Source organism: Pseudoalteromonas sp. S1727, from assembly GCF_005886375.1.
Classification (GTDB): domain Bacteria; phylum Pseudomonadota; class Gammaproteobacteria; order Enterobacterales; family Alteromonadaceae; genus Pseudoalteromonas; species Pseudoalteromonas haloplanktis.
In genome coordinates this window covers 1-296 of the sequence record NZ_PNDT01000399.1, presented here as the reverse complement: position 1 = coordinate 296, position 296 = coordinate 1, and the positions used below count along the sequence as shown (strand labels likewise).

Below are 296 nucleotides of genomic sequence, written 5' to 3'. Positions count from 1 at the left end.
GCATGGTGGGTAGTTTGACTGGGGCGGTCTCCTCCCAAAGAGTAACGGAGGAGCACGAAGGTTGGCTAAGTACGGTCGGACATCGTACGGTTAGTGTAATGGTAGAAGCCAGCTTAACTGCGAGACAGACACGTCGAGCAGGTACGAAAGTAGGTCATAGTGATCCGGTGGTTCTGAATGGAAGGGCCATCGCTCAACGGATAAAAGTTACTCCGGTGATAACAGGCTGATACCGCCCAAGAGTTCATATCGACGTGGGATGTTTGGCGCGTCTATGTCGTGTCATCACATCATGG

The 296-nt window shown here is 52.0% G+C and carries 1 rRNA gene; it reads left to right on the top strand.

From position 1 onward, the window contains the following. Positions 1–296: ribosomal RNA gene (locus tag CWB85_RS22435) — 23S ribosomal RNA — on the top strand; the annotation flags it as partial.